The organism is Streptomyces sp. NPDC088745 (assembly GCF_044751045.1).
GTDB classification, from domain to species: domain Bacteria; phylum Actinomycetota; class Actinomycetes; order Streptomycetales; family Streptomycetaceae; genus Streptomyces; species Streptomyces cremeus.
In genome coordinates this window covers 170,451-195,931 of sequence record NZ_JBIVLB010000010.1, presented here as the reverse complement: position 1 = coordinate 195,931, position 25,481 = coordinate 170,451, and the positions used below count along the sequence as shown (strand labels likewise).

Sequence of the window (25,481 nt, the reverse complement as noted above, 5' to 3'; positions counted from 1 at the left end):
GGAAATCACTCGGAGCTCCGGTGCAGTGCGACCGGGGTGCCCGGACTTCGCTGGGTATTACTGGATGAGCAGGCTGGAAAGTGGCGTCGAATCCTTTATTCGAGTCGGCGAATACCAGGTTGGGGGAGCGGTGTGCTCGAGAGTCGATCAGTCCGTGATGTGCGTGCGAATCGTGCCTTCCATGTCCGATCGGCTGACCGGGCAGTGGGTCAGCCGGGCGGCCGGGCGGCCGGTCTCCTGAGCACCTACGGTCGCGGACAGGAGTTCAGCAGTGTGGTTCTGCATCCGTCCGGCGGAGGTCTCGGTCAGTACGTCGGCCTGATGGCGTCACTGGCCCGTCGGGGAACGGTGCACGGTATCCGTGCCTGCGGACTGCGAGCCCACGAGGTGCCGGACACAAGTGTCGCCGCCATGGTGGAGCGCTATCTTCCCCTGCTGCGCGAGCTTCCACACCCTCCTGACCTGCTGATCGGCTGGTCACTGGGAGGCGTATTGGCCTGGGAACTCGCGAGCGCGCTCGCGTCCCAGGGTCATTTCCCCGCGGTCGTCATGCTCGACAGCTTCGCCGAACCCTGGGGGGTGTGCGCCGACGACTCGGGGCGCCGGACGGTGCTGGAAAAGATCGTCGAAGGCGGTCTGCCGGGCGATGACGATCCGGCGGCGTACGCCAGGCTGATCGAGACGGCGACGGCCCATGTCATGGCTTCGGCCGCGCACCGGGTGCGGGAGCCGTATGCCGGCCCCGCCCTCCTCATGCCGTGTGACGGACCCGAGCAGCGCCGCCAGATCCATTCCTGGTCACGGTGGTCCTCCCGGCTCACGGTCGCACCTCTCGCCTGTGACCATTTCAGCCTGTTCGAGCGGGAAAACTTTCGTGTGATCCTGCGGAACGTCGGAGAATTCCTCAGTGAATGTCGAACAGGGCGGGAGTGCGGAATGAATTCATGATGCCCGAACATTCCGCCCGCGCCATCAGTGCTCTCTGCTCATGCTTAGAGTTCGCATCGCCCGGATGTCGTCGGGTGTGTGGCCATGCTGTCGGGTCGCGCCCCCGAAAAGGAAGGCGGGTCATGACCCGGAAGCGAACTCCTCTCCACCTGTTCGACTTCCTCCAGGTGAATCTGGCGCTCGTAGCCGACCGCCCGCACGGCCCGGCAACCTCGCTGCGCCTGGGCACCGTGCTGCGATTCAACCCGGCAGCGACCGCCGAGAGAATGCCCACGGACGCCAGAACCGTGCAGCGGCATCTCGCTGACGCGCAAGATTTCCTCGGCCTGCGATTTCCCTCGAAAGCACCGGAGCGGCTGCCATGCCCGGCCTTGAGGAGCGGCTCACGTCCGGCATCCACTGCATCGTCGCGGACGCCTGCGGCTCACCGTGGGTTCCCTCCTGTCAGCGGCAGCACATCTACCTGTTGAGGCCGGCTGCGAGCGCGGAACCAGATCCGGCCGTGGCACCTGTCCTCGCCGGTCGGATCGCCGTCGTGGAGGACGGCTGCCACCTCGAAACCCCATGGGGCAGCGCCCGACCCACGGTCCGTCGCGTTACGGGGGACGAACTGCGCGCCCCGGCCGCGCCGACGCCGGCTGTCCCGCTCACCGCGGCAGATCCTCCCGGCACTCTTCGGGACACCGCGCCCCGACTGGACCTCGGCGTCGCCCAAGACGCCGACCGGCAGGTCGATGCGTACGCACAGCATCCCGGTCGCGAGCAGGCCCTCGGCGCGTTCACCCTGGAAACCGGTACGCCTCGCCGCGAGGCACTCGCCCTGCCTGCCCCCGCGGGCGGATCAGGTGTCGTACGGGCCGGTCGGCGCGGCTCCGGAAGAGAGCATGGTGGCCTTGCGGCGGCGGTAGGCGGTGGCGTTGGCCCGGCTCCCGCACGACAGCTTGTCGCACCAGCGGCGGCTGCCCGCGCGCGAACGGTCCAGGAAGAGCCGGGTGCACTCCGCACCGGCGCACAGCCGTACGAGGTGGCGGTCGTCGCCGCCGAACAGTTCCCCGGCCCTGGTCGCGAGCGTGGCCAGCACCTCGTTGACGCCACCGTGCCGCTCGACCTCGCCCAGTGCCCTGAGCGCCACGGTCACCTGCGGGCCACCGGCGCACTCGCGGATCAGCCGTACGTCGGTCACGGCGGCATCCGCGCCCCGTTCCGCCGCGACAGCCGTTCGGTAGACGGCCTCGCGCAGCAGGCGGGCGCGGTCCAGCGCAGAGCGGGACACCCGGCCGGGGCGGTCGGTCAGTCCGGCCTGCACCGCCCACGCCGCGAGGTCCGCCGGCTCTGCCAGGAGGTCGATGGGACAAGTGGTGCGCCAGCTCAGGGTCGCGGCGAAATCGAGGGCCAGGTGATCGCTGACGAAGAGGAAGTCCACCACCCCAGTGTGGCGCGCGCCGGCATGGAACAGCAAGATCGTGGAATCATACCCTTGACCGATGATTCCGGGCGGAGCCGCCAGGCCGGTTCGACGCCCCGCCGCACCCGTACCGCGGCCGCCGCCCGGCAGGAGGGCACATGACCACCGATGCCGCATCCGCCACCGCCGCATTCCGGCTGACCCACTACCTGGGGGTGGCCGTCCCCGCCCGGCTCGCCGACGAAGGCGCCCGGATCGGCCTGGTCCTGCTCGCCCTGGAGCGCACGGACAGCGCAGGCCTGGGCGGCGCGCTGGTCGCGGCGCTGATGATTCCCCACGTCGTCGCGGCACCGGTCCTCGGTGCCGTGGCCGACCGCGTCCGCCGCCGTCGCCTCTTCCACGCGTCGTGCCTGTTCGCGTACGGCCTGGGGCTCGCCGCCACGGCGGTGGTGGTGGGCCGCGCACCGGCCGGACTCGCTCTTGCCCTCGTCGCGGCGGCCGGATGCTGCGCACCGCTCGTCACCGGAGGTCTGACCAGCCTCCTCGGCGAGCTGGTTCCGGCCGACCGTCTCAGCAGGGCCTTCAGCATCGACTCCACCTCGTACAACCTCGCGGGTATCTGCGGTCCGGCCCTGGCCGCGGCCCTGTCCGCGGCGGCGGGCCCGGACACCGCCCTGATCGCACTCGGCGCGGCCGGGGCGATCGCGGGCCTCGTCATGCTCACGCTGCCCCTGGCACCCAGGACCGGAGGGGCCGGGCACGATGCGCGCCTGCGCCCCGCCGACCTTGCCACCGGACTGCTGGAACTGCTCAGGAACCCGCCCCTGCGCGCGGTCACCTGGTCCAGCAGCGCCGGCCAGATCGGCGTCGGCGCACTGCCCGTCCTCACCGCCCTGCTCGCCCAGCAGTACGGGGCGGGCTGGGCGGCGGGCGGCCTGATGACCGCCTTCGCCGCCGGCGCCCTGGCGGGGTCGCTGATCTACGCGGTACGCCCGTGGACCGACACGCACCCCGAACGTGTGGTGCTGGGTTGCCTGGCGGCGACCGGCCTGCCGCTCGCCCTGGCTGCCACGAAACCGGCACTCAGCGCGACCACGGCGCTGTTCGTACTTGCCGGAGCCTGCACCGGTCCGCTCTTCAGCGCGCTGCTCGCCGCCCGGGAACGGTACGCACCGGCTGGAGTCCGCACCCAGGTCTTCACCCTGGGCGCCGGGTTGAAGAGCACCGCCGCCGCTGGAGGCGCGGCCGCCGCAGGAGTCGTCAGCGGTGCCGGCACCAGTGCCCTCCTGCTGGCGATCGCCGCGTGCCAGGTCCTCGCCACCCTGCTCGGAGCGGCCCTGCTCACCCACCGCGGCACCACCGGCGCGAAGCACCCCGGCCGACCGGGCGGGGCCGCCGCCCCGGAGGCGGCCACTCGGAAGAGCCGTACCTGAGATCTCCCCACCCGGGACAGCGACGACCGCCCTGCCCCTCCCGCGCCCTCCGTACCTCCCCCACCTCCCGTAAGGAACGCACATGAGGATTCTCTTCGAGCCCATCGGCGGAGCACTCGGCATCGGAGCCATCACCCGCTGCCTGGCCATGGCGCAGGCCGCCGCCATGCGCGGACACCGAGTCGCCTTCCTCGCCCCGGAGGGTTACCCGTTGATCGATGAACTGGACCTGGGCGAGCGGTACTTCGCGCCCTTCCCCGAGCGCACTCCCGAACTCGTGGGCAGCGGCGAGGCGGACGGTTTCACGGAAGCCGTCCTGATACGCGGCATGGGGGAGCCCGCCTACGTGCGCGCGGCACTCGACGCCGAGGTCAGTGCCTACCGTGCCTTTCGCCCGGACATGGTCGTCACTGAGATGCAGCCCACTGTCCCGATCGCCGCACACATCGCCCGCGTGCCGTTCGCCTGCACGGTACAGAGCCCGAACCTCGCCGCTTTCGCCGGACCGAGCGACCGTCCGGAATCGTGCGCCCGGGTGGAGGCCACGTTCGCCGCCCTCGCCCGCGAGCACGGACTGCCCGAACCCGCATCACTCGAAGACCTGCTGCACCAGCGTGCGGCCCTGAACATCGCGCCGACAGCCGAGGTTCTCGAACCGGCCCTGGGCGCGCTGCCCCGCACCCGCTATGTCGGGCCAGTGCTGCTGCCTTCCCTGGAACTCGCACCCGCACCCCGGTACGACGACGCCGAGGTCCGCGTCCTCGTCTACCTCAGCTTCGGCGCGCTCACCCTCGACGAATTCCTCCCGGTCATCGCGAAAGCATTCCCGGCCCCCCGGCACAGCGTGGTGGTCGCCGCCCGTGAGAAGGACATCGCCGGACGGGAGGTGCCTTTCCGGCAGGACAACGTCATCGTGGCCCGGACTCCTGGGATCACCCGCCTGCTCCAGGACACCGATCTCCTGGTCACCCGTGGCGGCCAGAACGCCCTGATGGCCTCGTTGCTTGCCGGGGTGCCGGTCATCGGAACCCCCGGACGCAGTCCCGAACCGATATTCAACCTCGGCGCGCTCCAGGCGCACGGGGCGGCCCTGACCCTGCTCGACGAGCCGGGCCCCGAAGCTCTGGCCGAAGCGGCACAGACGCTTCTCACCGGGCACGCCGCCCAGCACGCTGCCCGTCTGGGGGACCTGCTGCGTCGGCACCGGGGGGCCGTCGAAGCGGTGGAGGCACTCGAGTCGGCGGTGTCGAACCCTGCCTGTCGCCCACCATTGGACTGAGGTGCTCGACCGTGCGGCCCCCAGGACGCGCACCCGGCGCCCAAGGCGCAGCCCCGGCCCCCAGGACGCGCACCCGCCTCCCGATCGACAACCGTCCAGGACCGCCCCTCTCTCACCCACCGCACCAACGGAGCCCACATGTCAGGCGTCACGACCACCCCCCTCACGGCCGCAGCGGCGCTCTTCGACCTCGATGGCACCCTCATCGACTCGGAGCCCCGCAGCCAGGAGCTGTGGCGAAGGCTCTTCGCCGCCCATGACATCGCCCTCACGCCCGCACTGCTCGCCTCGTTCGGCGGGCGCCGTAGCGCGGACGTCATCGCCGAACACCTTCACCGTTTCGGCCCCGGCCCCACTCCGGACGACCTCCGCGCTGACCTGCGCAGGCTCGACGAGGAGACCGGCCTGCCCGAGGTGCGGCTCAAGCGCGGCGCCCGCACCCTGCTGACCCGGCTCCGGGACGCCGGAATCCCCACCGCCCTGGTCACCTCGGGCGGCCTGACGTACGCAACCCACCACCTGACGCGGCTGGAGATCGACCACTTCACGACTCTCGTCACGGCGGACGACGTCACCCGTGGCAAGCCCGACCCCGAGGGCTACCTGCTCGCTTGCCGCCGCCTGGGTGTTGACCCGCGCCAGGCCCTGGTCTTCGAGGACTCGACGGCAGGCATCCAGGCAGCGAGGGCGGGCGGAGCGGCCTGCATCGCGGTCGGCGACCCGGGGCCGGCTGCGGCGGCGGAGACGCTGGCCGTGGTGCACGACCTGGCCGACACCCCGGAGATCCGGCCAGCGGTGGGAACGGCGTACCAGGACGTGGCGAAGGCGGGTTCGCTCCCACGGGACACAACGGAGAACTGACCAAGGGCGGCAGTACGACTCTCCGCCCCTGACGGTGAGTCCCCGCCCGGCCAGTACACCCCCGTCGTGGCTTCCGTTCCCGTGAGCCGGTTGCCGACCGTGACCGCAGCGTCGTAGTGGACTGCCAGGAGCGGTCACAGCAACTACCGCCACACGGGACGCGGCGGTCCCAGTGATCGCTGTATGCACAGGAGATCGCGGTTCGCCGTGGTGATTCCCGCGGTCGCGGGTGGCCTGCTCGCGGGAACGACCCCCGCGCCGACGGGCCCCGGCGCGTTGGACACCACCGGCATCCCGGCGCGCTACGCCGAACAGGACCTGGGCCGACGCCGGTGCACCGCCGAGGAGGTGCCGGACAAACCCGGGACGGCGAAGATCCCCGAGTGCGTGACGTTCGCGACCCCGCGCGACCGGCCCGACGCGTACGACCCGAAGCTCGACGTCGACCCCACCCCGCCGCGCCAGCAGGACTCGACCACCGTCGGCCTCGGCCGAGCCGCGCGAGCCTCGTGCTTCAGGAGAGCCACACGCGTGATCGCGATGTCGCCGAGTTGGCCGCCGCCCACCGGGAGTATTCGCCAGCGGCCATGTCCACCCTGCTGTGCCGTGCCGCAGACCGCGTCCTGCCGAGTTTCACCGAGGCCGACCTCCAGGAGCAGGCCGCCGTCATCAGCTCGGGTGCGCCGTATGGCCTGCGGATCACCGTCAGCCGACAGCTCGCGGGCGCCGAAGGGCTCAGCGTCCCCCTGGTGCCTGTCGGCAGGGAAGGCCCACCGCATCCCCAGCGCGTCCAGCTCAGCCCGGCGTTTTTCACCGAACTCGTCGGCTCGCTGACGGATAGTACCCAGGACCATCCCCCGCTTCACTGCCGCCACATCAGCCTGTGGCTTGGGACCGCCGGCGCGTCGGCGGCGGCCGGACCAGGCACCGCACGGTGGGACCACGCCGTGGTCGCCGCAGACGAAGCTCCCGCACCGCCGCATCGTCCTGCGGGAACAGCCAAAACCCTGCGATGTCAGAATGCCGCGTGCCTCAGGCCAGCACCAGGGAAGCCGTGACGGTCTTCCCGCCGCCGGACACCCGGACAACGCTGACGGCGTGCGCGAGGTGGTGCACCATCCACCACCCCCACGTTCCCGGCGTCGCGCCCGCAGGGCGCTCGGGGCGCGCTGGTGGAGTCGAGTCGCTGGTGTCGCTCACGCTGATGACGATGCGGTTGTCCCGGAGGCTGACGGTGAAGTCCGTAAGGCGTCCCGCGTACTTGAGCGCGTTCGACACCAGTTCCGTGGCCACCATCAGGGCGTCCTGGAGGGAAGCACCGACTCCTGTGTGTTCCGGGCGGCCTCGGGCTTGCAGCGCCTTCTTCACTGTCGCGCGGGCCTCACTTGCGTTCTGGGGTACCACCGCACTCTGCTCCATGAACCACGCCTACCCCGCCAGACGCGTTTCTGACGAGGAACCGTCCCGGAATGAGGGAATTCCTGCCGACTGCGTCGGCTCCCTCGCCTTCCCGCGCGACGTCGCTGCGTACTGTCCGAACCGGACAGCGGCACCGTCGCCGAGCAGGCGGGAGAGGCGTCCGGGCTCGCGACGGCAGCCCGGGTCGGGTGTCGGGGGGCGTCCGGGAGGGTCGCCTTGCCACTGGCCGGACCGGCCCCGGCCGTACGGAGTTCTCGACGGGGAGGCCGCCCGGCCGGGGGAGGGGTTCCCGTACACCTGCGGTGCCCCGCAGACCACCCCCGACGATCGCCGTGCGTCCTCGACCGCACGTGGCATCACGTCATGGGCGTGCGCTCTCCCGCCGTGAGGTGTCCGTCCGTGAGGTGTCCGTCCGTGGGGCGTCCGTGCCAGTCGAGGCAGATGATCATGGCGTCGTCGCTGTCGGCCCCGGGAACGTGGTGGGCGGCGTGTGTTTCGAGGACGGCGTGCGGCACCTGGGTGGCGGGGAGGAGCCGAGTTTCGGAGAGTGCCCGGGTGAGGTGCCGGGCGCTGAAGAGTTCGCCGTGTTTCGAGGTGGAGGCGTAGACGCCGTCGCTGACGATCAGGAGCCGGTCGCCGGGCTCGATGGTGTGGTGCTGGGGGATGTACGGGGTGTCCTCGAACATGCCGAGCGGCAGTTGGGCTTCGAGCTCGATCGGTTCGACCGAGCCCTTGCGCAGACGCCAGATCTTCGGGGAGCCCGCGTCGATGACCTCGAAGGCGCCGGTGGCCAGATCGAACTCGAAGAGCAGGGCCGCGACGTGCTGGGCGCCCCGGTGCTCTGCGTAGAGGGCCTGGTCGGCGAGGGCGGCCTGGTCGGCCAGGGAGAGTCCGGCGCGGCGGGCGTTGCGCAGGGCGTTGACGGCGAGGTTGGTGAGGAGGGCCGCTTTGATGCCTTCGCCCATGCCGTTGGTGGCGGTGAGGGTGAGGGTGTCGGCGGTGGTGGCCCAGTCGAAGTTGTCGCCGTAGATGGCGTAGGCGGGCTCCAGCTGGGCGCCCAGGGTGTACTCGGGGCGGGTGCAGGAGCGTCCGGGCAGGAGCTGCCACTGCATCTCGGCGGCGAGGGTGAGGCGGGAGGCCCGACGGGCCTGCAGGTAGAGGTCGGTGTCGCGGTCGGCGACGACGAGCTCGTGCGCCAGGACATCGGCGAGCTGCACGAGCTCGGCGAGGACCTGCGGGGAGTCGCCCCCTTCGGGGACGGTGACGGACAGCACGCCGAGGCGGTCGCCGCGGACGCTGACGGGCAGGTGGGCCGTCACGGCTGGAACGGGTTCGGGCTGCTTGGCCAGCGGTTTCGTCGGACGGGACAGGTGTGTACGGGTCGGCTTCGGGTAGCGGGCCCTGCAGATGAAGGGTTCTTGGGCTCCCAGCGCGCGGCCGGGCTCGCTGGTGCGTATGGGGACGGGCTGCGCGGTGTACGGCGGGACGGTGACGGGCTGGAGCATGGTCATGGCGTAGTCCGCCATCCACAAATCGACCGCGATCGCCCCGTACTGGTCGGCGCAGACGGCACGGACCGTGTCGACAAGGGCGTGGGGCAGCGCGGTGCGCAGTGCCTGAGCGGCGGTGGCGAAACGGTCCATGGACGGCTGGGGGCCTTTCTCGGCGGGTCGAAGGGTTCGACCTTCGTACAGTTCGACTGGCAGACTGAGCGCCCGGTCGGTAGGGACGCCGACGGGCTGAATCGGAGATTCACGGTGCGGAGAATGGAACCGGCTGCTGCGGACCTCGCGGACGGCAAGGCCGCTGAGGTGGCACGGGCGGTGGTCGAGCAGTTGGAGATGCTGTGGGAACGGGGCCGGGACGCGGTGCCGACCGCGCCGGTGTCCACCTCGCAGCTGCGCGTCCTCTACACCCTCGACCAGCAGGACGGCATCAATCTTCGCGATCTCGGCAGGCAGATCGGGGCCGCCGCGTCATCGGCGAGCCGACTGTGCGATCGGCTCCAGGCCATCGGCTATCTGCACCGTTCTTTCAGCAGCACCGACCGCCGCGAGGTCACGCTGCGGATCACGTCCCTGGGCCGCGCCTATCTCTCCGATCTGCGCGCCCACCGCGAGGAGATGCTCGCCTCGACCCTCGCGGCGATGACGGCGCAGGAGCGGGACGCTCTCATGAGCGGGCTGGCTGCGTTCCGCAAGGCCCACGACGCCGCCACCCCACGAGCGGCCGCCCGGGCGGGTACGGCCCCGAGCCCGGAGCCGGGTGGCGAGGAAGACGAAAGACCCGCGGGCGCGGAGCATGCCACAGATCTGACGGATACTCAGCACGGGATGTCCTGGACCGCTTGACTTCGGGGGCGACGCCGCGGCGTGGCAGATGAATGGGTGCACCCCAGCCTCTCTCGTCCTGCGTCGGCGGACTGTGGTCCCGCTGGGTGGTAGCGGCGGTTTCCGGAACCAGACGCAAGAATGTTGCCAACGGTCATTGTTGTCAAACGGCAAATTCTGACGGGTGAGGAAACCGGCTCTCCGCTGCCGTCCGTCGGCGCGGGCCGCATGCCCGCCCGGAGGGACTACGGGCCGGCGTCACTGCGGTGGCGCGGCCTCGGGCTGAGGCGCAGGGCGAGAGCGAGGGTATCGTCGGCGTGCAGAACGACGGTGTGCATGTCCGCCGCGATCGCGGACGGGATCTCACCGAGAGGAAGGGCGGCGTGCTTACGGGCGGCAGCGATGAGCCGCACCTCGCCCTCGAGGGGGTCGCGCCGGCTCTCGGTGAGCCCGTCCGTGTAGAGGACGACGAGATCTCCCGGTGTCAGGACCTCGTGCCGCAGGGTTTCGCTGCCCGGCAGCGGATATCCCACCCCGCGCCCGCGGACGGACAGGAACTCGGTGGTGCCGTCGTGTGCGCGCAGCAGCAGGGCGGGCGGATGGCTGCCGCCGGCGAGCGTGAGCACACCTGTGGTCGGATCGAGCCGGGCGAGCAGAACCGTGGCCTGCAACCCCGGGACGACCGGGGAGAGCTGGCGGTCCACACGCGCCAGGATCGACTCCAACGGGTGGCCCTCTTGTGCCAGCGTGCGTACGGCGTGGGTCACCGACAGGGCGCTCTTGGTGCTGCCGACCCCGTGTCCGAGGGCATCGACGACGGTGATGTGCACCGTGCCGTCGGGCAGTTGGAACCAGTCGTACAGATCGCCGCCGGTCGGCGCCGCCGGGTCGGACGGCGCGTAGTGGACGGCCAGCTCCAGCCCCGCAACCGACAGGGCGGCGGGGCGCAGCGCGTCCTCCATCGCGAGCAGGGTCTGACCCTGGGCCCATCGCAACTGCTCTTCGCGTTCCTCGAGTTGCAGGTAGAGGGCGAGTACGCCGTCGTTCGTCTCCGACAGCTCGTCCTCCAGGAGCTGTTGCTGGCGCTCCAGGCCGTCCAGGCGCACCAGCGCCGCCCGCAGCTCCATCTCGTAGGCGTCGACGTCCGAGGCCGACGGCGATCCGGCCCGTGGCGAGGGAAGGAAGGGCCCCTGGTGATCCGGCAGCGGGAAGTGCCACGACACGGAGTGCGGCAGGGTGCGCGTCGGCGGAAGGGGGAGGCCCGTCGGATCCGGCTCGCCCGTGGTGTCCAGCCCTTCCAGGGTGAGGACGGCATGCCCCGCGGCAGGGGGCGGCGGCTCGCAGGTGCCCTCGCCGAGGGTGACGGAGCCCCCTTCGTCCAGGGTCCTCGCGGCCAGGCTGCTCACCGTCAGCACGAGCCGCGCGACGGTGTCGGGGCCGAGATGATAGATCTTGGCGATGCGTCGGACTTCCTGCCGAAGAGCGGGTGTCGCCCTCAGTGCTGGACCCGTGCGCACCGACGGCTTTCCCGCGGTCATCGCGAAGCCCCGTGGCGCGTGGTGGAGGTGAAGCCGGTTCCGGAGGCGGAGCCGGCGACGACGCGATGCTCCCCCAGGCCCGCCACAGCCCGTGGCGTCCTGTCGCTGAACTCCATCCCGCGCCCCCTCGCGCCTGGGACGACTGCGGATCGGTCGGAACCCCGGGGCCGTTGCCGTCTAAACTCTTGTCGTACGGCAAATAAAACCACACGGGGTGAGTCGCCGGTAAGGGACCCCCGGCACGGCGCGTGGCCTGGCGACATCTCGCTCGGGTGCCGCATGACGCCGGACGGTTCGGCCGCCGCGGCACCCGGGTGCGTCGGCCGGTTGTCGACAGCCCCGCCTCCTCATGTGCGGCGGCTTCGCAGGCCGGCGGTGCTCGGAGGCCGACGCCCGCGGCAAGGTCACCGCTTCCCTGCTGCTGCGCGTCCCGCACGACCCGTGGACCGTCGCCGACGTGCCGCTGCCGGAACGAGGCGGCGGCCCTGGCCGAGGGGCCCCGAGCGGTCATACGGACACATCGTCGTACACGAAGCGCGGGAACTCACCGTCATGCAGGGACGGATGATCGTCCGCCGTTGCCCGGACAGGGCGATGACGCTGGCCGGCGACTTCGCCCGGACGGGCCCGATCACGACCGCACGCGACGGGAAGGAGGCACTGGCCCCGCCCGTGGGGCCCGGCCCAAACCGCACGACCTGACCGTCAGCTACCCGCCCCGCGCAGGAAATCCCATGGAGCGTCAGCGACCTGCTCTCGCGGATCGCCCCGCACCAGGAGCCCACGCGGTCGCTGCGGAGCGGTGGGAGCCCCCGCACCGTGACCACACCGCCGGACGAGTCCGGCACGGCCGTCGTCGAGGAGCTGCGCACCCAGAGCGCCGCGCACCCGGGTGAACTCCCGGGCGCGGTCTGCGCCGACGCCCGAGCGGACGAACTGACGGCCCGGGGTGTGCCGAGCGCGCCCGTGTCGTACTGGCCCCCGAAGCGCGCGGACTCGACTTCGACGGCGGCGTCGTCCTGTGCCCGGAAGGGACCGTCACGGCACGCCTCGGCGGCGAAAGGGACCTGTACGCGGCCCTGGCCCGGACCACCCGCGCGGCTGTGCACCGTCACGGCGCAACCTGCCTGAGGCAGCGCCCCCGTGCGTGCCCGCGCCTGGTGCACACCGATTCACAGCAGCCGGTCGACCAGCCCGTCGACGTACTCCGCTGTGATCCCCATGCCGAACAGCACGCGGATGTACATCGGGGCCAGGACGTGGTCCAGCACGTCCAGTGCGTCCGGCGGCCGCTCGCCACGCTCGCGGGCCCGGTCGAGCATGGACTGCAACTGCCGGGTGCGTTCGGCGAGGAGCCCGTCACCGGCCCCCAGCCCCTGCGGACCGTCGCCCGACAGGGCGACGGCCAGGCGCACCACCGCCACACCGTCCGGGCCGGTGATCTCGCGGGCCACCTGGGCGGCGTACGTGCGCAGATCACCGGCCAGGCTCCCGGTGTCGGGCATCGGCGACCGCGCGTTGAGGCGCGTGAGCACCACATCGCTGAGGAGGCTTTCCAGACTGCCCCACCGCCGGTAGACGCTGCTGTCGGCCACGCCCGCACGGGCCGCGATCTCGCCGACGGAGAAGTTGCCGTAACCGCGCTCGTGGACGAGTTCGGTGACGGCCTGGTGAACCTGCGCCCCGACGCGGGCGCTGCGCCCGCCAGGACGCCGGGCCGGCTCTGTCTCACTCATGCCCTCACCCTAACGCAGTCGTTGGTTGCGTTTGTGGGCGACGGCCCTTACAGTCCTCTAACGCAGTCGAGGACTGCATTAGCGTGCTTGAGGGCCGACCGATCACATCGGCCGTGGAAGACACGCACGAACGGAAAGGAGTCCCATGGCGGTAACGCCTGCGACCGCGGACAGCCGGCCGAACCGGGGCGTGCTGCTGACAGTGACCTGCCTGGGCCAGTTCATGGTCCTGCTCGACAACACGATCGTCGGAGCGGCCCTGCCGGACATGCAGCACAGGCTGCAGACCGGGCTGACCGGCCTGCAATGGATCGTCGACGCATACGTCCTGCTGGTCGCCATGCTCCTGCTGTCCGGCGGCGTCTTCGCCGACCGGTTCGGCCGCAAACGCGTCTACCTCACCGGCGTGGTCGTCTTCACCGCCGCCTCCCTGGTGTGCGCCCTCGCACCCTCCCTCGGCTGGCTGGTCACCGGCCGCGTCCTCCAGGGCATCGGAGCCGCGGCCCTCAGCCCGGCCTCACTCGCCCTGCTCGCCGCCGCCCACCCCGTACCGCGGGAACGCATGAAGGCGATCGGACTGTGGGCCGGACTCAGCGGCATCGGCCTGGCCGCGGGTCCCGTGGCCGGCGGCATCCTGACGGACGCCTACGGCTGGCCCGCCATCTTCTACGTCAATGTGCCCATCGGCGTGGTCCTCCTCCTCATCGGCCTGCGCCACCTCGGCGAGTCCCGCAACCCCGACGCCCCCGCGATCGACGTCCCGGGCGCCGTCCTGTCCGTCCTATCGGTCGGCGCCATGACCTACGGCCTGATCGAAGGCGGCGCCCGCGGCTGGACCTCCCCGGTCATCCTGGGCAGCTTCGCCGCCGCGGCGACTCTCCTGGCCGCCTTCCTCACCGTGGAAGCACGCAGGCCCGCCCCCATGCTGCCGCTGCACCTCTTCCGCCAACGCCTGTTCACGGTGTCCAACACCGCCATGGTCGTCGTCGGATTCGCGCTCATGGGCTCGTCGTTCTTCTTCTCCCAGTTCTTCGTCCACGTCCAGGGCAGCTCGATCCTGCGCGCAGGCGTGCAGACCCTGCCCGTCTCCCTCGCCATGGTGGTCGTCAGCCCGTACGCGGGCCGGCTCGCCGCCCGCTGCGGTTTCCGCGCCGTCGTCACCCTCGGCCTCACCCTGGCGGGCCTGGGCCTGTTGGCGCTCGGCATGGTGCACGCCGACACCCCCTACGGAGACGTGTGGTGGCGGCTGGCAGTCGTCGGCACCGGCTTCGCCCTCACCATGTCCCCGCTGACAGGCGCCGCCATCCAAGCCGTCGACCCACAAGAAGGCGGCCTGGCCTCAGGCGTCAGCAGCACCACCCGGCAGATCGGCGCGGTGCTCGGCGTGGCCCTGCTCGGAGCTGTCGTCCGCGCCGGTCAGTCCGGTGGCGCCTCCTTCGAAACCGGCCTCAACAGCGCCTTCCTCGCCGCAGGCGCCGTCACCCTCGCCACCGCGGTCTTCACCGGCCTGTGGCTGGCGAAGACCAGACCCGTACAAACCCCCGTGACCCCACTTCGCACGACCGGACCGGAAGCGACCACCCCCGCCCCGGACGAAACTTCCGCGAACGGCCGTTGACGAAGTCCTGGACGGCTGTTCGTCGACCACGCACGCCTCCGTTCCTCGGTTGGTCCGCGGCTTCCCTCTCTCGAAGAAAACCGATGGCGCGCACTGCCGTTCGGCAGTGGTTCTCAAACCAACGACCAGCACGATCTCCGTCGGCACCTTGCCCCGTCCGTCAGATGTCTCTGTGGCGAGGGCACCGCCCCAGCAGCGAAACCCCAGCACCGGTGCCGCGGTCGCGCGCATGCACGGCCCCGCCCGGGGAACGGTGATCATGGCGTCCAGCCCCCGTGGCGGCCCCACGCTGGTTCCGAGTTCCGCCCCGCGAAGGAACGGAGTGGAGGCCGGCCAGAACAGGGCGTCACGGCTAGTGATGACGGACATACGTGAAGCGCCGGCGTGGACGGGAAGGTGCAGAGACCAATGGGTTACATGTACGAGAACGAGGACGGGGAAAAGTACGAGCTCGACGCCCCCCTCAGCTTCTCCGACGACATCCTCCAGCTCAAAGGGGGATGGGACGGAAGGAGCGGATACGTCGTGTACGAGCTGACGGCCGCGTACGGCGAGCCCGAGCAGAAGACGGTGGCCCTGGGCACGGCGAAGGGTAAGGCCGACGACGACGATCTGAAGGTCGAGTACCGGGACCGCGACGGCTACGCACAGGCACGGGTGAGGACGAACGATCTCGGCCATCTGGTGCTGGATTACGACTGCTCCTTCCTCGGCAAGTCCTCCCGCGGCGACGACGTCCGCATCGACGCCGACTGACCCGAGCCGGTGAACACCTGATCACCGGCTCGGCGAGAACCGCTGGGCCTGTGCCGGGATTCCCCGAGGCCCGTGTACCGCCCGCGCGCGGGCGGTACACGTCTGCACACCCACTGGCCGCCCGGCACCAGACCTGAGCCGAGGAGACCTCGACCCGGTGGTGGAACCGCATCTGGCGTCGGATCAGTGACGGATGCGGGCGACTTCCCCCTCGATCCGAATCAGGACCTCCGTGACCGGGGCTCCGTCCTGTCTGGCACAAGGACAAGGTCTTGGGCGTAGATCGTCTCGTCTGCGGCCAGGGCGGCATCCTCGTCACCACGGCGGCAGATAGCACGAGACGCAAAGAACAGGGGGGTGTCTCGGCCCGGAATGAACGGGAACGATTTTGCAGCAGCCGCCGGTCTGCTTGGATCTCGCGCGCGTAGCTCCTCCCCATGCGGAGACAATCCGGTCCGCGCTGCTGATCGTTCGGCTCGATGCCGTGGGCATGGCCGCAGGACGCTGAACCTCCAGGACGACTGCCGCCCCGATCCAGCACCGTCCACACCTCGTTGACGGCTGTCGCACCGGTGCCGGTCTCGCCCTTTGACGGCTGGCCGGCCGAGGTCGCCCTTGCGTCTCGGCGCGGATGGCGTCGGCATTGGTCACCCCCCGGTGGCGGCATCCTCCGGCGTCGGCGGATAAAGGTCGAGCACGACATCGAGCCCCAGAGCGCCGACCTCGGCGAGCAGGTGAGCCGGCAGCAGGCAGCCCCCCTGGCCGTTTTCACTGCCGAACCCGAGCACCACCTCCAGATCGCAGGAATCAGACAGCCGAATCAGCTCCTCGCGGCGTCCGTCGAGCAGCTTGACCAGTGCTGCCACGTGTTCCTCCGGCCAGCGGTCGCTGCCCAGGCCACTCCGGCGAATCCACACGTCGGCCTCACGCCGGACGCTGCTCGGATTCCGAGGGCTCGTCAGGCTTTCTCGCTCGAACTGATCATCCGGCGCGATCCCCAGGCGAGCCGAGATCTCGCTGGCGCCCACCGTTCGGCTCGTAATTCGCAACGACCCGGCGGACCACTTCGTATCCGGCATCGGCTGTCGCAACATCAGGTTCTCTGGCACGCCATCACGATCGCAGGCCGTCCCGTCCACAGCCACTGACTTCTTGGAGGACATCTCATTTGGTGAGTCTGCGGTAGCACAGATGAGGGTGCAGGCGATGCTGGTAAAGGCCAGGAAGTGGTCGGCCTTGCGCTCGTAGTGGCGGTGGAGGCGGCGGCAGCCGGTGAGCCATGCCATCGTGCGTTCCACGGTCCAGCGGTGGCGGCCCAGGCGTTGGGAGGACTCGTCTCCCTTACGGGCGATGCGGTGGGTGATGCCTCGTCCGCGTAACCATCGTCGCAGGTGGTCGTAGTCGGGAGACAGGCAGCCGAAGGCTCGCCCGCAAGCCGAAGGGCCGGGGGGCGGACCCCGGCCGTGACGCCGGACGTGGCCCGGGGCCCACCGGTGTGCCGGTGGGCCCCGGGTGTCGAGGCGGGTCAGCCCTGACTGCAGTAGTCGACCCAGCGGTGCGAGGAGATGTTGTCGTTGACCGACTGGCCGAAGCCGCCCTGGCCCGCGCCGTAGGTGAACCTCCACTTCCCCGACGGGAGGTTGTTCCAGGAGTCGCCCCGGCTGATGCAGGCGTGTGCCCCGGTGGCCTTAAGGCCGTAGTAGAGATCGACCGCGTCGAGGGTGGTGGCGTAGCCGTTGTTCCAGATGTCGGACGCCTTGTTCCGGCACGGGCCCCAGGTGTCGGCGTTCCCGCCCCAGAAGCAGGGGGTGCCGCCGCCGTAGGGGTCGGTCCAGGCGTGCAGCAGACCGTCGGCTGCGGCCGTGCTGCGGTTCGCGGGGGCGGCCCCGCGGTCGTCGGGACCGACGGGGGCGCCGGAGGCGATCGCCGGGAACAGCGCGAGCGCCAGTCCTGCCGCGACCGCTCCGGCGGCGGTGAGGTGCTTGCGGATCATGGAATTCTCCTTGTCCGGCGGCGGATGCCGCCCGTGTTCGGGTGGTGGCCGATGGGCCGGCCGTCCCGCGGCGGATGTCGCCGGGGAAGCTTGAGGGGGCGCGCGGCCGGCATCGGCCGATCGGTGTGCGGGCCCGGGGAATCACCGGGAGGGTGCGTTCGGCCTCCGGTGGCCGGTGCGCGGGCCCGGGGGAGCGTGGGGAGCGGAGGTCAGCCGCGGGCGACCACTGCGCTGGCCCGGGGGAGCGCCGCCCTGGTGAGCCGGGCCAGGTCGGCGTACACCCTCGGGTGGCGGCGTCGCGCCGACGTCCCGTAGGAAGTGTCGAGGTCGGCGGCGACCCGGGAGAAGCCCGTGGACACCGCGCACGTCGCCTCCGCCACCGCGGTCCGGGTCTCCCGGGCCCGGTCGGCGCCGCGTTCCGGGTCGGCCGCGGCGCGGCTTTCCTGGGGATCGGAGTACGGAAGTCCGTCGGCCCGCATGCACGCCGCCCAGCGGTCCCGGGCCGACCGGTAGCGCGCGTCCTGTTGGACGGCCGCGACGCGTTCGCCCTTGAGGAAGCGGACGGTCCGCGTCGCCCGGAACCAGGCCGGCAGGTCGCCGTACAGACGGCGCTCGGCCTCCGCCGTACAGCCCTCGTCGCTGTGGCTGATGCGCGCGCCGTTCGGCAGGTCGACGGCGAGCCCGGTCGGGCGGGGCCCGTTCAGGGCCGCCACCAGAGAGGTGCGGCGACGGGGGTCCAGCGACAGGAGGTAGCGCTTGTTCGGATCGGCGTCGGCGGCCCGCCGGAGTGCGGCGCGCTGGTCGGATCCGTAGCCGTGCTCCTTCGCCCACGCCACGTCGTCGACGACGTAGGGGAATTCGCGCCGGGTGCCGGGGGCGGCGGGCGGGGTGACCCAGAAGTCGAAGCCGCTGCGCCGCATGCAGTCGCGTTCCAGCAGGTTCTCGGCGACGTCCAGCGTCTGCTGCGAACCCACCGGGCGGATCACCGCCTCCGGCGGCCGCGATGCCGTGTCCTGCGACTGCGCCGCGCATCCGAGTACCAGTGACGCGACTGCTGCCGCTCCCACCGCCCGTGCCGCGTCCCGTGCCGTCGCTCGCATTCCCGGCCTCCTCCCGTGTCGTCCTCGCCGTCCTGCCCAGGGAGTTGTCTAGCCCGAAGGGATTGTTCGGCGTCGGGACACCTTTGCCGGACAAACAACTCCGTACAGAGCACGGCGCAGCGGTCCGCGTTCCCGCTGGTCACAGCCGTCGGCAAGGGCGGTGTCCGGTCGCACCGGGCACGTGAGCACCGGCAGAAAACAGCCGAATCGGCAAAGGAGCGGTCAGGCGAGCACAGGGCTGGGGAGCATTCCCGGCACGGAACGGGCACATGGGGCGGGGGTGGCGAAGGTGGCGCGCAAGGAACGGCCGCTGGACAGCGGGGACACTCCGGAGCTGGCGTTCGCGGCATCCCTGCGGCAGTTGCGGGAGAAGGCCGGCAGTCCCACCTACCGGGTGCTGTCGCAGCGTACGCACTACTCCGTCACCACGCTCTCCAGCGCCGCCGCGGGCCGCGTACTGCCCTCGTTGCCGGTGGCGCTCGCCTACGTGCGCGCCTGCGACGGCGACGTCGGTGAGTGGGAGCAGCTGTGGCACCGATCCGCTGCCCGGATCGCCGCGGGTGCGGCCTCGGCGGGGCCGGAGGCGTGCGGCGCCGAAGAGGGGCCGGCCGCGCCGTATCCGGGGCTCGCCGCGTTCCAGAGGGAGGACGGAGAGCGGTTCTTCGGGCGGGAGGACGTCACCGATGACCTGGTGCGCCGGTTGGCCGGGCACCGGTTCGTCGCGGTGTTCGGAGCTTCCGGGTCGGGCAAGTCCTCGCTGCTGCGGGCCGGTCTGCTGCCCCGGCTGGCGGCCGGTGCCGAGACCTCGACCGTGCTGCTCTTCACGCCCGGCCCGCACCCGCTGGAGGAGTGCGCGATCGGACTCGCCACCGAGGCGGGTACCACCGCCGGCCGGCTGTGCGCGGAACTCGCGGCCGATCCGGCCAACCTGCACCGCCTCGTCCGGCAGCTGCTCGCCGGACGGCCGCCGGCCGCCGAAGTCATCCTGGTGGTGGACCAGTTCGAAGAGGTCTTCACCCTGTGCCGGAGCGAGCAGGAACGGGCCGCCTTCATCTCCGCGCTGGTCACCGCGACGGGGGCGCCGAACAGCCGCTGCCGTGCCGTGCTGGGGGTGCGCGCCGATTTCTACGCGCACTGCACACATCACGCGGAACTGCTCACCGCGCTCGCCGCGTCGCAGGTCCCCCTCGGCCCCATGACCAGCGAGCAGCTGCGCCAGGCGATCGTCCAGCCGGCCGCCCGCGCGGGGCTGAGCGTCGAAGGCGCGCTGGTGGCGGCGCTGGTCGCCGAGTGCCACGGCAAGCACGGGACGCTGCCGCTGCTCTCGCACGCCCTGCTGGAGACGTGGCGCCGCCGCCGCGGCAACGCCCTCACCCTGGCCGGGTACCGGGCCGCGGGCGGAATGGAGGGTGCGCTGGCCCGGACCGCGGAGACCTTCTACACCTCGCTCACCCCTGCCCAGCAGCGGTCGGCCCGGCAGCTCTTCCTGCGGCTGACCAGCCTGGGGGAGGGGACCGAGGACACCAGACGCCGGCTGCCGCACCGGGAGCTCGACCGCGACGCCGACGTCACGACCGTGCTGGAACAGGCGGCGCGCGCCCGGCTGCTCATTCTCGACGACCACCACATCGAGGTGACGCACGAGGCGTTGATCCGCTGCTGGCCACGCCTGCACCGGTGGCTGACCGAGGACCGCGAACGGCTGCGCCGCCACCGCATGCTCACCGAAGCGGCCCAGCTCTGGGAGTCCCTGAACCGCGACCCGGACGTGCTGTACCGCGGTGCGCGACTGGCCATGGTCGGGGAGTTCGCCGATCCGTCGGCGCACCGCGGTGAGCTGACGGTGCGCGAGCGGGCGTTCCTGGACGCCAGCCGGGCGGCCGAGGACCTGCGCAACCGCGGGCTCCTCCACCGGGCCCGGCGCTTGCGGCGGCTCGTCGCCCTCCTCGCCGTCGCCACGCTGGCCGCCTCCGGTGCGGCCGCCTACGCATTGCACGCCCACCGGGAGATCACGCAGCAGCGCAACGAGATCCTCTCCCGGAACGTGGCCGGTGAGGCGAGCTCCCTGCGGGACAGCCAACCGGCCCTCCACGCCCAGCTGATGATGGCCGCCTATCAGCTCTCCCCCACCGCCGAGGCCCGTGACGGACTTCTCGGGGCCGTGAGCAAACCGCTCCCCGGCCGCGGGGAGATCGTCTCCTCCGTCGCCTTCACGCCGGACGGGCGCGGGCTGGCCGCGGGGGGCGACACCAATGTTCAGCTGTGGAACACGCCCGAGACCGGCCCGCCGGTCAGGGCGGGAGCGACGCGGCCCACCGGTCGGGTGGCGTCCGTGGCGTTCACGCCGGACGGGCGCACCCTGGCGGTGGGCGGCTTCGACCACACCGTGCGGCTCTGGGACGTGACCGACCGGGACCGCCCGACGCCCACGGCCGCGCTGACCGGCCATACCGACGTGGTCTACGCCGTCGCCTCCAGCCCCGACGGACGGACCCTGGCCACCGGGAGCTACGACCACACCGTCCGGCTCTGGGACCTCACCGCGCGCCCACCCGCTCTCCGCGCCGCGCTCACGGGCCACCGGCTGAACGTCAAGGCGGTGGCGTTCAGCCGTGACGGCCGTCTCCTGGCCACCGGCGGCGACGACCGCACCGTACAGCTGTGGAATGTCGCCCAACCGCACGAGCCGGTCAGGCTGTCCGTCCTCACCGGACACCGGAACTTCGTCACCTCGGTGACGTTCGGTCCCGGCGACCGCACGCTGGTGTCCAGCAGCGACGACCGCACCGTACGGATCTGGGACATCTCCCGTCCCACCCGCCCCGCCACTCTGTCCACCCTCACCGGGCACCGCGAAGTCGTCATCGCGGCGGCACTGAGCAGGGACGGGCGGCTGCTGGCGTCAGGGGGCTACGACGGTTTCGCACGCCTGTGGAACGTCGCCGACCCCCGGCGCCCGGCGACGGCGGGGGTACTGGGCAACGGCGGGGCGCTCAACGCGGTGGCGCTGTCCCCCGACGGACGGTTCCTGCTCACCGGGGGCACCGACCACACCGCCCGCCTCTGGCCGACCGACCCCCGGCACGCCATCGAGCTGGGATGCGCCGGAAACCCCGCCGCGCTCACCCGAGCACAGTGGGAGCACTACTTCCCCGACGTCTCCTTCCGGGAACCGTGCCGCGACCAGGGGGACACCCGCCGCTGACCGCTCTCGCGGGTGAGGGACCGGGTGAGGGATCCGGCGCCGGGCCTCGGTGGCCGTCGGCCCGGCGATGGCCGGTACCCTCCGCGTGCGAGCAGAACCTCCAGGCCGCGGCGACCCGGTGGCGGCGCGCACACCGGCACCGCGCGAACCGGGTTCCGTGGCTCCCCGCACCGGGGGCGGTTGGCCACTGCACGGAACTCGCTGTAGCTTCAAGGAGCGGCGAACGATCCGGCCGGTTTCCACGGCCCCTCCGGCAGCACGTCCCACTGCGTGCGCCCGATGACGAACTCGCCCTGTGTCAGCACGTGAGCGCGCCCGTGGCGGTGCGCCGCGCCGCCGCGCCCGGTCGCCGGGCCTTCCTGCCGGGTCGTGAGCTGCCCGGTCCGACCCGAGCGAGCACCGCGCTCGGCTCCGCCCCACCACAGCAGCGTCCGGCCACCGCCGGTGCTGCCGCCCGGCTGCGACCGCGTTCAACGGCCGCGCCACTTCGAAGGGATCATCGTGCAGCTGAGCGAGTTGTTGGCCGGACAGGAACACCAGGTGCTCCAGGGCGACCCGGGTACGACGTCGATCACCGCGGGCGTGACCTTCGACGTCGACCGGGTCACTCCCGGTTCCGTCTTCGTCGCCGTGCCCGGCCACCGGGAGGGCGGGACCGCCTCCATCCCGGCGGCTCTCGCCCGCGGAGCGGCGGCCGTCCTCGTCGAGGGGGCCGACCCCGCGCTCCCGGAGACGCTCTGGCCGGCGAACAGGTGCACCGTGCGGGTGCCGGACGCCCGGCGGGCCGCCGCCGTGGTGGCCTCCCGGTACTACGGCGAGCCGGGGCGGCAGATGGACATGGTGGCGGTCACCGGGACCAACGGCAAGACCTCGGTGTCGTACATGGTCGAGTCCGTGCTGCGGCTCTCGGCGGGGGCCGAGGTGGGAGTCATCGGGACGTCGGGCAGCCGGATCGGCGACGAGCTGATCCCGATGCCGCCCTCGGTGCTCACCACCCCCGAGTCGCCCGACCTCCAGTACCTCCTGGGGCACATGCGCGACCGCGCGGCCACCGGCGTGGTGCTCGAAGCCACCTCGATGGCACTGCTGACCCACCGGGTGGACCGTACGTTCATCGACGTCGGGGTGTTCACCAACCTGACCCAGGACCACCTGGACGACCACGGCACGATGGCCAACTACCGGGACGCCAAGCTCCGCCTCTTCCAGGGCCTGTGCCGGCACGCGGTGGTCAACGCCGACGACCCGGTCGGGGCGGGGATCCCCGCGATGATGCCGGGCGCCGTGACCACGTACGCCCTCGACCAGCCGGCGGACTACCGGGCCACCGACCTGGTGGTGAGCGCGTCCGGCACCCGCTTCACCCTCCACCACGGCGGGCGCGCCCGCCCGGCCGCCATCCCCTTCCCGGGCCGGTACTCCGTCGCCAACGCGCTCGCGGCCCTCGCCTCCTGCCACGTCCTGGGGCACGACCTGGACTCCCTGGTCGCCGCGCTGGCCCAGATGCCGCCGGTGCCCGGCCGGTTCGAGCGTTTCGAGACCCCGGACGGCACCTCGGTGATCGTGGACTACGCGCACTCGCCCGACTCCTTGGAGAAGGTGCTGACCACCATCGGCGGCTACTCGCGCGGCCGGGTGATCACCGTGTTCGGCTGCGGCGGCGACCGGGACACCACGAAGCGGGCCGACATGGGAAGGATCGCCGGGACCTACTCCGACCTGTGCGTCCTGACCTCGGACAACCCTCGCAACGAGGCCCCGGAGGCGATCCTGGACGAGATCACTCCCGGGCTCGCCTCGACGGGCACGCCGTTCGAGCGGCTGGCCGACCGGCGCGAGGCGATCGCCTTCGCGCTGTCGGCGGCGGGGCCGGACGACATCGTCCTCCTCGCGGGCAAGGGCAGCGAACCGCACCAGACCGTGCGGGAGGAACTGATCCCGTTCAGCGACATGGCCGTCGCGCGCGAGCTCGCCCTGCAGCAGACCGCCGCCCGGTTCCCCGCCGCCGGGAACGGCTCGGCGGCCACCGCGGAGCACGCCGCGTCCTCGTAGTCGTAATCGCAGTCGCAGTCGTTCGACGCCCGAGCCGGTGGGGCGAGGGCCGGGTCCGGAACCCACCGGGAGCGCCGGACCGGTACGGCCCGTGGGACACCTGCCCGGCCGCCATCTCCGCCGCCGTACCCCGCGGGCGACAGCGGGTGCGGCCGGCGGGGCGGACCCACGGCTGTCCGCCAGAACTAGGCCGCACGGGTACGTCTCCGCAAGTCGGGTGTGTCGATGGGTAACACGTTGGCATATTCGTCCCTGATCACCCCATTCGTTGCGTTGCACCCTTCAGGGAAGGCAGGAACATGGGCAGATTCAGGTACGGAAGAGCGAAAGCGGCTCTCGCGCTGGCCGCTTTGGGCTCTCTCGCAGCCGCGACGGGCACCGCTCACGCGGAAGCGGGCCAGGACAACATCACCATGCTGAAACAGGAGAAGACCCAGTGGTGCTGGGTCGCCTCCGGGCTGACCATCGCCAAGTTCCACGGACTCGGCTCCACCCAGGCCGACTTCTGCAGCCGGGCGCAGCCCTACTACGGCTGCAACAACCAGCCCGCCACCCTCGACGACATGGCCAAGGGCTGGCACAGCCTCGGCATGACCCGCACCGGGTCCGGCCTGAACACCGCGGCCACGTTCAACCAGGTGTACACCGACGTCAAGGCGGCCCGTCCGATCGGCGCCCGCATCGGGTGGACCTCCGGCGGCGGCCACATGAACGTGGTCTACGGCTTCGACACGGCGAAGACCACGATCGCCGTGGCCGACCCGTGGCCGGACACCACCACGTACACGTGGTGGAACTACAGCGACTACGTGAGCAACAGCTCCTCCAAGTGGACCCATTCCCGCATCGGTATCTCCCGCTAAGGCAGGCGACATGCCCGACACCCGCGGTACCAGAGCATTCAGCGAGCGGGCCACGTCCCGCTTCTCCCTCCTGTCCACCGCCCTCGTCCTGAGCGCGTCCGCGCTGCTGTCCGCCGCCGGCCCGGTGCACGCGGCTCCGGCCAAGGACCCGCTGCCGGTGGACATCCCGGACTACCGTGCCGCCCTCGACGCGGTGAAGTCCGCCGACGTCCGCGACACCGTCTGCCGCTTCCTGCGCACGCCGCTGCCGACCGGAGCCAACGGTGCGGCGCAGCCGATCCCCGATACGGCCGAGCCGTGCCAGGGCCTCCCGGTCTTCACGATCAAGGACCCCGTGGCCCTGAACGAGATCACTCCGGCCTTCGTCGCGGGTACCGCCGCGCCGCTGCCCGCGAACGCGGTCAAGCTGACCCAGCTGGTCTCCTCGCTGAGCACCACCGTCAACGGCCGCACCGCCACCGTCATGCTCGCCCCCACCCAGGGCGGCGGCTGGCACCTGGCGGCCGTGCGCGACGGCGACAGCGACGCCGCGTTCGCGGGCAGGGCCGCCGCCGGCACCGTGGTCTTCGCCGAACCGCAGATCCGCGGCTGGTACCAGCTCAGGCTCACCACCGTCACGCCGCTCAACGACCAGGCGCGGCAAGGCCTGGGCGGCCAGGCGTCGGTGTCGCTCAGCGACTACCAGAAGCTGCTCAAGAGCCGTTACGCCGACAAGCTGCCCGGCACGGAGTACGACACCAGGGGCTACTCCAGCGGCTACTCCCTGCCCACGGGGACGGACGACGCCCCGTCCTCCACCCTGCTCCTGGCCGGCGGTTCCAGCGCGGCACTCGCCGTCACGGGCGGCGCCGCCGTGCTCCTGCGACGCCGGCGCACCCACACGGCCTGAAATCCCCGTACGACCCCCGCTCCGCCCCCGCACCCGGCCGTGGCGGAGCGAGCACC

Annotated in this window: 20 protein-coding genes and 1 pseudogene; 11 read left to right on the top strand and 10 right to left on the bottom strand. The window is 71.6% G+C overall.

Going from position 1 to position 25,481, the window contains the following annotated elements:
- The first annotated feature begins 273 nt into the window (after nt 1-273).
- Nucleotides 274-948: an alpha/beta fold hydrolase gene (locus ACIP93_RS25125; RefSeq protein ID WP_345227196.1), complete on the top strand. Its 675-nt coding sequence runs from the start codon at nt 274-276 to the stop codon at nt 946-948.
- 841 nt (nt 949-1,789) lie between these two features.
- On the opposite strand, the gene ACIP93_RS25120 is transcribed toward ACIP93_RS25125, so the two are convergent.
- A complete protein-coding gene (locus ACIP93_RS25120) occupies nt 1,790-2,371 on the bottom strand; it encodes a CGNR zinc finger domain-containing protein (RefSeq protein WP_401761880.1) in 582 nt (193 codons plus the stop codon).
- A gap of 140 nt (nt 2,372-2,511) precedes the next feature.
- Between ACIP93_RS25120 and ACIP93_RS25115 the strand changes: the two genes are divergently transcribed.
- From ACIP93_RS25115 to ACIP93_RS25105, 3 genes are all read left to right on the top strand, one after another.
- Nucleotides 2,512-3,786, top strand: a complete 1,275-nt coding sequence (locus ACIP93_RS25115; protein ID WP_401761878.1) for an MFS transporter — start codon at nt 2,512-2,514, stop codon at nt 3,784-3,786.
- A gap of 82 nt (nt 3,787-3,868) precedes the next feature.
- Nucleotides 3,869-5,065: a hypothetical protein gene (locus ACIP93_RS25110; RefSeq protein WP_401761877.1), complete on the top strand. Its 1,197-nt coding sequence runs from the start codon at nt 3,869-3,871 to the stop codon at nt 5,063-5,065.
- A gap of 138 nt (nt 5,066-5,203) precedes the next feature.
- A complete protein-coding gene (locus tag ACIP93_RS25105; RefSeq protein WP_401761875.1) occupies nt 5,204-5,926 on the top strand; it encodes an HAD family hydrolase in 723 nt (240 codons plus the stop codon).
- Nucleotides 5,927-6,228: 302 nt separating this feature from the next.
- Here the strand turns inward: ACIP93_RS25105 and ACIP93_RS25100 are convergent, their stop codons facing one another.
- The 3 genes from ACIP93_RS25100 to ACIP93_RS25090 all read right to left on the bottom strand — a co-directional run bounded on the left by ACIP93_RS25100 (nt 6,229) and on the right by ACIP93_RS25090 (nt 8,988).
- Nucleotides 6,229-6,780, bottom strand: a complete 552-nt coding sequence (locus ACIP93_RS25100; RefSeq protein ID WP_401761873.1) for a hypothetical protein — start codon at nt 6,778-6,780, stop codon at nt 6,229-6,231.
- Nucleotides 6,781-6,958: 178 nt separating this feature from the next.
- Nucleotides 6,959-7,345, bottom strand: coding sequence for an ATP-binding protein (locus ACIP93_RS25095; RefSeq protein WP_345227183.1), 387 nt, complete (start codon nt 7,343-7,345; stop codon nt 6,959-6,961).
- A 356-nt stretch (nt 7,346-7,701) separates the two neighbouring features.
- Complete coding sequence (locus ACIP93_RS25090; RefSeq protein WP_401761871.1) at nt 7,702-8,988, bottom strand: PP2C family protein-serine/threonine phosphatase; 1,287 nt, start codon at nt 8,986-8,988, stop codon at nt 7,702-7,704.
- Between the two features lie 123 nt (nt 8,989-9,111).
- Here ACIP93_RS25090 and ACIP93_RS25085 point away from each other — a divergent pair, with 123 nt between their 5' ends.
- Nucleotides 9,112-9,696 (top strand): MarR family winged helix-turn-helix transcriptional regulator, encoded by a 585-nt coding sequence (locus ACIP93_RS25085; RefSeq protein WP_401761869.1) that lies wholly within the window; start codon nt 9,112-9,114, stop codon nt 9,694-9,696.
- 224 nt (nt 9,697-9,920) lie between these two features.
- Here the strand turns inward: ACIP93_RS25085 and ACIP93_RS25080 are convergent, their stop codons facing one another.
- Both ACIP93_RS25080 and ACIP93_RS25075 read right to left on the bottom strand, forming a co-directional pair.
- A complete protein-coding gene (locus ACIP93_RS25080) occupies nt 9,921-11,213 on the bottom strand; it encodes a PP2C family protein-serine/threonine phosphatase (RefSeq protein WP_401761867.1) in 1,293 nt (430 codons plus the stop codon).
- A 1,172-nt stretch (nt 11,214-12,385) separates the two neighbouring features.
- Entirely contained in the window at nt 12,386-12,949 is a 564-nt protein-coding gene (locus ACIP93_RS25075) for a TetR/AcrR family transcriptional regulator (RefSeq protein ID WP_401761865.1), read from the bottom strand.
- 145 nt (nt 12,950-13,094) lie between these two features.
- Between ACIP93_RS25075 and ACIP93_RS25070 the strand changes: the two genes are divergently transcribed.
- Nucleotides 13,095-14,567, top strand: a complete 1,473-nt coding sequence (locus ACIP93_RS25070) for an MFS transporter (RefSeq protein WP_401761863.1) — start codon at nt 13,095-13,097, stop codon at nt 14,565-14,567.
- Between the two features lie 408 nt (nt 14,568-14,975).
- Entirely contained in the window at nt 14,976-15,323 is a 348-nt protein-coding gene (locus ACIP93_RS25065; RefSeq protein WP_345227169.1) for a hypothetical protein, read from the top strand.
- A gap of 647 nt (nt 15,324-15,970) precedes the next feature.
- On the opposite strand, the gene ACIP93_RS25060 is transcribed toward ACIP93_RS25065, so the two are convergent.
- The 4 genes and pseudogenes from ACIP93_RS25060 to ACIP93_RS25045 form a co-directional block, all read right to left on the bottom strand.
- Entirely contained in the window at nt 15,971-16,486 is a 516-nt protein-coding gene (locus ACIP93_RS25060; RefSeq protein WP_401762046.1) for a DUF4279 domain-containing protein, read from the bottom strand.
- Between the two features lie 24 nt (nt 16,487-16,510).
- Nucleotides 16,511-16,726, bottom strand: a pseudogene (locus ACIP93_RS25055) (transposase); the annotation flags it as partial.
- Nucleotides 16,727-16,848: 122 nt separating this feature from the next.
- Entirely contained in the window at nt 16,849-17,316 is a 468-nt protein-coding gene (locus tag ACIP93_RS25050; protein ID WP_401761862.1) for a hypothetical protein, read from the bottom strand.
- Between the two features lie 209 nt (nt 17,317-17,525).
- The gene (locus ACIP93_RS25045) at nt 17,526-18,416 is read right to left on the bottom strand and encodes a hypothetical protein (RefSeq protein WP_401761860.1); all 891 of its coding nucleotides are present in this window, start codon (nt 18,414-18,416) and stop codon (nt 17,526-17,528) included.
- 289 nt (nt 18,417-18,705) lie between these two features.
- On the opposite strand from ACIP93_RS25045, the gene ACIP93_RS25040 reads away from it, so the two are divergent.
- The 4 genes from ACIP93_RS25040 (at nt 18,706) to ACIP93_RS25025 (ending at nt 25,425) form a co-directional block, all read left to right on the top strand.
- A complete protein-coding gene (locus ACIP93_RS25040) occupies nt 18,706-21,621 on the top strand; it encodes a hypothetical protein (RefSeq protein ID WP_401761858.1) in 2,916 nt (971 codons plus the stop codon).
- Between the two features lie 501 nt (nt 21,622-22,122).
- A complete protein-coding gene (locus ACIP93_RS25035; protein WP_401761856.1) occupies nt 22,123-23,673 on the top strand; it encodes a UDP-N-acetylmuramoyl-L-alanyl-D-glutamate--2,6-diaminopimelate ligase in 1,551 nt (516 codons plus the stop codon).
- A 413-nt stretch (nt 23,674-24,086) separates the two neighbouring features.
- A complete protein-coding gene (locus ACIP93_RS25030; RefSeq protein ID WP_345227159.1) occupies nt 24,087-24,536 on the top strand; it encodes a papain-like cysteine protease family protein in 450 nt (149 codons plus the stop codon).
- Between the two features lie 10 nt (nt 24,537-24,546).
- The gene (locus ACIP93_RS25025) at nt 24,547-25,425 is read left to right on the top strand and encodes a hypothetical protein (protein ID WP_401761854.1); all 879 of its coding nucleotides are present in this window, start codon (nt 24,547-24,549) and stop codon (nt 25,423-25,425) included.
- Nucleotides 25,426-25,481: the final 56 nt, after the last annotated feature.